The following is an 8192-nucleotide window of genomic DNA, read 5'->3' on the forward strand; positions in this document are numbered from 1 at the left end:
GGGTGAGCTACGTCCTGCTCCTTTTGCCCTTAGGCCCTACCCTTTTGGCCCTTCGGGAGCGTCGGCTCTCCCCTCTGGCGGGGTTTAGCGCCTTGGGTGCGCTCTTAAGCTTGGTCCTGGCCCTTTTCTCGTGGGGTGGGGCCAACGGCCCTTTCCGCCTGGACGGCGTGGGCCTTTTTTACCTCCTCCTCACGGATTCCCTTTACGCCTTGGTGGCCCTGTACGCCCGCTTTTACTTTGAGGAGGAAAAGGACCCGGAGGCCTGGCGTTTCTTCGCCATGGGTGGGCTTTTCCTCTTCGCCCTGCACGGGGCCTACCTCACCTACAACCTGGGCCTTCTCTGGGTTTTTGTGGAAGGAAGCACCCTGGCCTCGGCTCTGCTCATCGCCCTGGGTGGGGGGTCTCGAGCCCTGGAGGCCACCTGGAAGTATCTCCTCTTAGGGAGCGTGGGCATTGCCCTAGGGCTGATTGGGGTGATCCTGGTCTACTCCCTGTTGGGGGGGACTACCCTGGACTGGAGGGAGGCCCTGGCCCTGGCCCCCAAGGCCTCAGGGGAGCAGCTGAGGTTGGCCTTCGCTTTCCTCCTCATCGGTTTCGGAACCAAGGTGGGTCTTTTCCCCATGCAGGCCTGGCTGCCCGATGCCCACGCTGAGGCCAAGAGTCCGGTTTCTGCCTTGCTTTCGGGGGTGCTGCTCAACGTGGCCTTCTACGCCCTCCTGCGCTACACGGCCCTCATGGAGGCGGCTGGCCAAGGCCCCTTCGCTCGGGGGCTCCTTGTGGCCTTCGGCCTCGCTTCCCTGTTGGCGGCGGCCCTTTTCCTCTTCGCCCAGACGGAGTACAAGCGCCTTCTGGCCTACTCCAGCATGGAGCACATGGGGCTTGCGGTGTACGCCTTGGGGCTCGGGCTTCCCTGGCTGGCCCTCCTCCACACCCTCTTCCACTCCTTGGCCAAGACCGCGGCGTTCCTTTCCGCGGGCAACATCCTCTTGGCCACCCATGCCCGAGTTGTGGCCCAGGTGGGGGGGCTTTACCGCACCTGGCCGGCTCTTGGGTACCTTTGGGCCTTGAGCCTCCTGGCCTTGGCGGGACTCCCCCCTTTTGCCCTCTTTTGGGCCGAGTTCCAGGCCATGCGCTTTTCCTCCTGGCCCCTTTTCCTCCTTTACGGGGCAGGGCTCGCCCTGGCCTTCGCGGGCCTTTTGCCGGTGGTGGGCGCCATGGTCTTCGGCCCCGAGCGGGGGCTTAAGCGCAGGCCCAAGCCCCGGGTGTTGGTGCTTTTCCCCGCCCTTCTCCTTTTGGCGGTGTTGGTTTTGGGCCTCTTCCCCCCGGTGGAAGGGGTTCAAGCCCTGACGGAGGTGCTCCGGTGGAAGCCTTAAGGGAGGCTTTGCGGGAAGGCCGGCCGGTGGCGGTGTGGTACGAGGAAGGGACGCTCCACTTTCTGGTGGAGCGGGGTGGGAGGGTGGAGGCCTTCGCCTACCCTGCGCAGGGGGGTTTTCCCAGCCTGAGCCCAGAGTTTCCCGCCCTGGAGTGGTTTGAGCGCGACCTTTGGGAACGGCACGGCCTGGTGCCTGAGGGGCATCCGGCCCTGAAGCCCTTGCGGGACCACCGCCGCCCCTATCCCTTTGACGAGGTGGAGGGGCTTCACCAGGTGCCCGTGGGCCCTGTGCACGCGGGCATCATTGAGCCTGGGCACTTCCGTTTCCATGTTCTAGGGGAGCGGATCTTCCACCTGGAAATCCGCCTGGGCTACCAGCACCGAGGGGTGCTCGCCCTCTTTGAGGGCAGGCGCTGGGACCAGGCCCTGCTCCTGGCGGAGCGGGTGGGGAGCGAGCCGGTGGTCCATGCCCTGGCCTTTGCCCAGGCGGCAGAGGCGGCGTTGGGCTGGGGGGTGGCCCCTCGAGGCCAAGCCCTCCGGATCGTCTACCTGGAGCTGGAACGGGCCTTTCAGCACCTGGGCCACCTGGCCGGGCTTTTTACCGATATCGGCTACACCTACGCTGCCACCCAGGTGGGCCGGGTGCGGGCCCTCCTCCAGGGGGAGGTGGAACGCCTCACCGGCCATCGCTACGGCCGGGGGGTGGTGCGGCTTGGGGGGGTGTGGCGGGACGTGCCCCAAGGGGAAGCGGAGGCCAGCCAACGCCGGATCGCGGGTTGGCGCCGGGAGCTCCAGGGGCTCCTGCCTGGGTTTTTGAAGGACCCCATGGTCCTGGACCGTATGCGCTACGTGGGCGTGGTGACCCAGGCCCAGGCCCTCCTCCTGGGAATGGTGGGCCCGGCGGCCCGGGCCAGCGGGGTGCCCCGGGACCTGCGCCAGGACGAACCCGCTTACGCCCCCTTTCCCCTGGTGGTGGAGGAGGGTGGGGACGTGTTGGCCCGGGCTCGGGTCTACGCCCGGGAGGCCCTGGCCAGCCTGGAGCTCGTAGAGAAGCAGCTTCTCCGGCTTCCCCCTGGGCCGGTGTGGACGGAAGGGGAAGGGAGGGAAGGGGAGGCCTGGGCCCGGGTGGAGGCCCCCCGGGGCGAGCTCTTCTACTGGGTTCGTTTCCGCAATGGCCGGGTGGCCCGAGCGGAGGTGGTGGACCCCAGCTTCAAGAACTGGCGGGGGTTGGCCTTGGCCGTGCGGGGGATGGGCCTTCCCGACTTCCCCTTATGCAACAAATCCTTTGACCTTTCCTACGCGGGGTGCGACCTATGAGCCTGTGGAAGACCTTGACCACCGGTCTCCTCACCCGACCCTTGGAAGACCTGTACCGCCTGCCCCCTTGGGCGCCCGGCTGGCCCCTTCTGCGCCCCGAGGGTCTGGCCCCGGAGGTGCGGCAGGGGCTTCTGGACCTCTGCCCCAGCGGGGCCTTTGGGGAAGAGGAGGACGTTTTCCGGCTGGACCTGGCCCGGTGCGTCCTCTGCGGGCGTTGCCGGCTAGCCTATCCGGAGGCCATTGCGGAGATCCGGACCGCCGAGGTGGCCGTGACCCGGCGGGAAGACCTGGTGCAGCAGGTGGACCTCACAGCCCAGGCCTTTTTGGACCCTGGACCCCCGTCCCCTACCCGCCCTGAGCTCCACCTGCCCACCTTAGCTTTCCGGGAGGTCTCCGCGGGGAACACCGGCCTGGACGACAGCGAGGTGGCCCTTTTGGGGAACCCCTTTAACGACATGGGCCGCTTTGGCTTTTCAGTGGTGGCCTCCCCTCGCCACGCGGACGCCCTTTTGGTCACCGGCCCGGTAAGCCGCAACATGGCCGACCCCCTCCTGCGCACCTACCAAGCGGTTCCCGAACCCAAGGGGGTGGTGGCGGTGGGCAACGAGGCCATCGCCGGGGAGGTGTTTGCGGAAAGCCCCGAGGTCCTGGGGGGGGTGGACCGGCTTTTGCCGGTGGACGTCTACGTGCCGGGAAGCCCTGCCCGCCCCGCTTCCATCCTACACGGCCTCCTCCTCCTTATGGGCCGGGCGAGGCAGCGGCTCGTGGGGGGAAGGCCCCTTTAGGGCAGGAAGGCGTCCAGGATTTCCTCCACCTGGTCGGTTTCAATGAGGAAGGCGTCGTGCCCGTGGGGGCTTCTGATCTCCCGGTAGCGGGCCCCGGCAAGCTTCGCCGCTTCCCGCACTTCCCAGGCGGGGTAGAGGAGGTCGGTGTCAATCCCCACGAAGAGGCTTGGGATCTCCCGGAGGCGCTTTAAGGCAGCCTCCACACCCCCCCGTCCCCGGCCCACGTCGTGGGTGTCCATGGCCCGGGAGAGGACCAGGTAGCTTTCCGCGTGGAAGCGCCTCAGGAACTTTTCCCCCTGGTAGTCCAGATAGGAGGGGCCCGCCTCCGGGGCCTCGCTCCAGCGGGCGGCGAAGCCCTCGGGGGCCCGGTAGCTCATCATGGCGATGCCCCGGGCCAGGGCCATCCCCTTGGGGGCCGCCTCGCCTGCCCAGTAACCCGGGTCCTGGAGGATGGCCTGGCGGGCCAGGTGGTTGAAGGCCTGGGCCCAGGGGCCGTGCCGGGGCGGGGCGGCGAGGACCACGAGCTTGTTCACCCTTTCCGGGTACATGAGGGCGAACTCCAGGGCCACCATCCCCCCAAGGCTTCCCCCGATGACCGTGGCCCGTTCCACCCCCAGGTGGTCCAAAAGCCTAGCCTGGGCCCGGGCTAGGTCCCTTATGGTGAGGGGCGGGAAGGCCCGGCCGTAGGGCTTTCCCGTGCGGGGGTCCGGGGAGAGGGGGCCGGTGGAGCCGTAGCAGCTTCCCAGGTGGTTGGCGGAGATCACGTAGTAGAGGGCGGGGTCCAGGATGCGCCCCGGCCCCACCAGGGCGTCCCACCAGCCTTCCCTTCCAAAGGCCTGCTCCAAAGGGGGAAGGGCCTTGAAGATCTTCTCCTCGTAGGTGCCCGCCAGGTGGGCGCTGCCCGTGAGGGCGTGGAAGACCAGGACGGCGTTGTCCCGCCGGGCGTTGAGCCGGCCGTAGGTCTCAAACCGCAGGCGCACCTCGGGCAGGTACCCCCCAAGCTCGGTGTAAAACCCTTCCCGGCGGGGGAAGAGCACCGCGGTCCGGGGGATAGGGGGCGGGATGGAGAGGGGGGAGCGGGGGGGCTTTAAGAGGAGGGCCTCGTGCTCTCCCCAGGTCTCGAGGGCGATCTCGCTCATCCTAAGGCCTCCTTCAACTCTGCCTTCAGGTCCTCTATGTGCTCGAGGCCCACGGAAAGCCGGATCATCTCCGGGGCCACCCCCGCTTGGCGTTGCTCCTCGGCGGAGAGCTGGGAGTGGGTGGTGGAGGCGGGGTGGATGGCCAGGGTGCGGGTGTCTCCCACGTTGGCCAGGTGGGAGATGAGCCGAAGCCGCCCCATGAAGGCCTTGGCCGCCTCGTACCCCCCCTTGAGGCCGAAGGTGAGGACCGCCCCTGGCTTCCCCCGGAAGTACTTCACCGCCCGGGCGTGGTGGGGGTGGTCGGGGAGGCCCGGGTAGTTCACCCACGCCACCTGGGGGTGCTCCCTGAGCCAGTGCGCCAGGGCCAGGGTGTTTTCCACGTGCCTTTCCGCCCGCAAGGAGAGGGTTTCCATCCCTAGGAGGACCACCCAGGCCTCAAAGGGTCCCAGGGCCTGCCCCTGGTCGCGGAGGCCGTCCACCCGGGCCTTCACGATAAAGGCCAGCTCCCCAAAGGCCTCCGTGAGCCTTAGGCCGTGGTAGCCAGGCTGGGGCTCGGTGAGGAGGGGGTAGCGGCCGCCCTCCCAGGGGAAGTTCCCCCCGTCCACGATGGCGCCGGCGATGACCGCCCCATGCCCCCCCACCCACTTGGTGAGGGAGTGGGTGACCAGGGCGGCCCCCCATTCCAGGGGCCTCAGGAGGTAGCCCCCCATGCCGAAGGTGTTGTCCACCATGAGGGCCACCCCCACCTCCTGGGCCGCCTGGGCTAAGGCCTCGAGGTCGGGGATGGTGAGGGCGGGGTTGCCGATAGACTCCACCCACCAGGCCCGCGTCCTTTCGTCCGTGAGGGCTAAGAACTCCTCGGGGCGCTCCTCGCGGGAGGTGAAGCGCACCTCTATGCCAAGCCGCTTCAGGGCCACCTTGAACTGGTTGAAGGTTCCCCCGTAGAGGTTGGGGCTAGAGACCAGGTTGTCCCCCGCCTGGGCCAGGGTGGTGAGGGCCAGGAACTGGGCCGCGTGGCCGCTTGCGGTGGCCAAGGCGGCCTTTCCCCCTTCCAGGGTCGCAAGGCGCTTTTCCAGCACCTCCACCGTGGGGTTCATGATGCGGGAGTAGATGTTCCCAAAGGCGCGCAGGGCGAAGAGGTCCGCGGCGTGCTCGGGGCTTTGGAAGACGTAGCTGGTGGTGGGGTAGATGGGGACCTGGCGGCTTAGGGTGGTGGGTTCGGGCTCGTAGCCTGCGTGGAGCTGTAGGGTCTCAAAGCGCATCCTCTGGCCTCCTTTCCAAGACCCGGCCTGGGGCGCTTGGAAGGGGCCATGCGAAAGCCCCTTCCCGGCGGGACCGTTCTCTCTCGCCAAGAAGGGGTTGGGCGTGGCGCTTTCCCCCTTCTCTTATCGTCCCCGGGCGTTTCCCCCGCCCGGGCCGGCCTTGGCACCAGCCCCGCCCCGATCCGGCCATGGAACGGAAGGGGCGGGAGGTTGCCGCGGTTTCACAGGGCCGTACCCTCCACCGCTCTGGATAAGAGAACGGGCTGGTTTTCGCCGCGCCCCGGCGCGGTTAGGCCCCAGTGTAGGGGCCCGGCCCTTTGCCGTCAAGGGCCCTTTGCACCTGGGCCTTGAGCCTCCCTAGGGCCGCCTCGAGGCCCCTAAGCCTTAGGGGGGTGAGGAGCTCCTCCAGCCCCGCCCCCCGGTAGAAATCGGGGGGGATGGCGAGGACGGCCTCCGGGCTTTCCCCCTCCAGCTCAAGGAGGAGCCCCGCGAAGGCCTTCACCGTGGGGGCCTCGTCGGGCACGTGGAAGAAGAGCCTCACCTTCCCCCCTTCCACCTCCGCGTGCAGGAAGAAGGGGGTCTGGCACTCGTGGACCCTTTCCAGCTCCACCCCGGGGGGTGGGGGCGGGACCTTTTTGGCGTAGTCCAGGAGGACCTGAGTCTTGAGCTCCTTGGGGAGGCTCTTGATGAGGTCCAAGGCGGCTTGGAGCTTGGGCGGCACCATACCCCTAGCCTACCGCCCCTGGGGGCGGGTGGGCCTGAGCTCTATCTCCGAGGGGAGGGCCCTGGGGGGGAGCCTTAGGGCGAAGAGGACCGCCTCAGCCACGTCCTGGGGGGCAAGCTTCCAGGCCTGGCCCGGGGCGTTCCCGGCGAAGCCGGTGTCCACGGAGCCCGGGAGGATGTTCACCACCCGCACCCCCTCCTCCCTCAGCTCCAGCATGGCCGCTCCCATGAGCCCCAGGAGGCCGAACTTGCTGGCGTTGTAGGCCGCGCCCCCCTTGAAGGGGTTTTTCCCCGCGAGGCTTGCGATGTTCACCACCACTCCCTCCCTCTCCTTGAGGAGGGGCAGGGCCGCCTTGAGCCCCAGAAAGGGCCCCACCAGGTTGACCTCCAGGACCTCTTTGAGCTCCCCTGGGGAAAGCTCGGCCACCGGCTTGAAGATCCCGATGCCGGCGTTGTTCACCAGGACGTTCAATCCCCCGAAGGCCTCCCTTAGGGCCGCCACTGCCCGGGCCCAGTCCTCCTCCCGGCGCACGTCCCCCACCAGGGGCAGCGCCCTTTCCCCCAAGGCCTCCGCCAGGGCCTTAAGCCTTTCCCCGTCCCGGGCCAAAAGGCCCACCGCGTACCCCTCCCGGTGGAGGGCCTCCGCCACCGCCTTACCGATGCCGCGGCTTGCGCCGCTCACCAGGGCCACCTTCATGCCCCCCATTCTCCCAGGCCCCCCTCTGGGGATTACCCCTGGCCTCACATTCCCCGGCTCTGGGCCCGCCTATACTGAAGGGTGGTAGCAGTGGGGGCTGCTGCAAGCCGTAGAATCGAGACGGTGGTGCTGGGCTGGCCAGGGCTGAAGGTCGCGCTCAGGCCAGGCGGCAGGGGACGGCCGTCCTGCTGCTCGAGGGCCAGTACCACCACGCCCTCGAGGTTGGTGCGCCGCACGTCAACTACACGTCAACTAAAAGATCTGCATGCTGCCCCTGGCGGATGTGGGGGGTGGGGTTGTCCAGGAATAACTGCAAGTCGGGTTGCTGGCTGGATTCTATCTGCAAGGGTAGGTCGTTGGTGGTGCTTATGGATCCCTGGGCAGCCCTTACCCGCAAGTTAAAGCTGCCCACGGCTGCGCTGCTCGAGGCCTCAATCCGTAGGGTGGCGGCGTTGCCGGTTGTGCTGGTGGGTGTCAAAGAAGCGGTTACGCCCTCCGGTAAAGAGCCGACCCATTCCAGCCCTACCGATCCGGGTAGGTTCTGGCGCATCAGGGTGATGGCAACCTCTTTGGCCTCGCTCTGCACAAGGTGCAGACGGTCTGGAGAAAATTCGATCCGCAAGGCGGGTTCTGGTACGGGACGGGTGCAGCCTGCCAGCAAGGTGGGGATGACCGGAATCAAGCACAGCCACAATCTAAATAGTCCCCGCAGTATGCACATAATTCACCCTCATGTTTTTGAGGGTAGCATCCTCAAAAAAGCTGTCAAGCAACGGAGCGTTACATGGTGGGGTAGGATATCCCCCCTTTCGGTTATTCACCTGCATAGACCTTGACAGGACAAAAGGAAAGGGGGTCTTTGGTTCTTATGAACACACCCAAGACCCCCATACCCAG

Annotated in this window: 8 protein-coding genes and 1 riboswitch; of the genes, 3 read left to right on the plus strand and 5 right to left on the minus strand. The window is 67.4% G+C overall.

What is annotated here, in order from left to right; all coding sequences use genetic code 11:
* The first annotated feature begins 2 nt into the window (after positions 1–2).
* From WKI94_RS05335 to WKI94_RS05345, 3 genes are read left to right on the plus strand one after another with little or no spacing between them, the layout of a single operon-like run.
* Positions 3–1373: a proton-conducting transporter membrane subunit gene (locus tag WKI94_RS05335; RefSeq protein ID WP_337844742.1), complete on the plus strand. Its 1371-nt coding sequence runs from the start codon at positions 3–5 to the stop codon at positions 1371–1373.
* Positions 1361–2689, plus strand: a complete 1329-nt coding sequence (locus tag WKI94_RS05340) for an NADH-quinone oxidoreductase subunit C (protein WP_337844743.1) — start codon at positions 1361–1363, stop codon at positions 2687–2689. The genes WKI94_RS05335 and WKI94_RS05340 overlap by 13 nt, the downstream gene beginning before the upstream one ends.
* Positions 2686–3474 (plus strand): NADH-quinone oxidoreductase subunit B, encoded by a 789-nt coding sequence (locus tag WKI94_RS05345; RefSeq protein ID WP_337844744.1) that lies wholly within the window; start codon positions 2686–2688, stop codon positions 3472–3474. Before WKI94_RS05340 ends, WKI94_RS05345 begins: the two co-directional genes overlap by 4 nt.
* Here WKI94_RS05345 and metX read toward each other — a convergent pair.
* The 5 genes from metX to WKI94_RS05370 all read right to left on the minus strand — a co-directional run bounded on the left by metX (position 3471) and on the right by WKI94_RS05370 (position 7977).
* The gene (gene metX, locus WKI94_RS05350; protein ID WP_337844745.1) at positions 3471–4613 is read right to left on the minus strand and encodes a homoserine O-acetyltransferase; all 1143 of its coding nucleotides are present in this window, start codon (positions 4611–4613) and stop codon (positions 3471–3473) included. The two genes, WKI94_RS05345 and metX, sit on opposite strands and share 4 nt — an antisense overlap.
* The gene (locus WKI94_RS05355; RefSeq protein WP_337844746.1) at positions 4610–5875 is read right to left on the minus strand and encodes an O-acetylhomoserine aminocarboxypropyltransferase/cysteine synthase; all 1266 of its coding nucleotides are present in this window, start codon (positions 5873–5875) and stop codon (positions 4610–4612) included. The genes metX and WKI94_RS05355 overlap by 4 nt, the downstream gene beginning before the upstream one ends.
* 120 nt (positions 5876–5995) lie before the next feature.
* A riboswitch (SAM riboswitch) is annotated at positions 5996–6132 on the minus strand.
* A 32-nt stretch (positions 6133–6164) separates the two neighbouring features.
* Positions 6165–6599: a SufE family protein gene (locus WKI94_RS05360; RefSeq protein ID WP_337844747.1), complete on the minus strand. Its 435-nt coding sequence runs from the start codon at positions 6597–6599 to the stop codon at positions 6165–6167.
* Between the two features lie 9 nt (positions 6600–6608).
* Positions 6609–7304, minus strand: coding sequence for an SDR family oxidoreductase (locus WKI94_RS05365; protein WP_337844748.1), 696 nt, complete (start codon positions 7302–7304; stop codon positions 6609–6611).
* A 232-nt stretch (positions 7305–7536) separates the two neighbouring features.
* Entirely contained in the window at positions 7537–7977 is a 441-nt protein-coding gene (locus WKI94_RS05370) for a hypothetical protein (RefSeq protein WP_337844749.1), read from the minus strand.
* Positions 7978–8192: the final 215 nt, after the last annotated feature.

Origin of the sequence: Thermus sp., from assembly GCF_037444525.1 — a bacterium.
In the GTDB taxonomy this organism is placed as follows: domain Bacteria; phylum Deinococcota; class Deinococci; order Deinococcales; family Thermaceae; genus Thermus.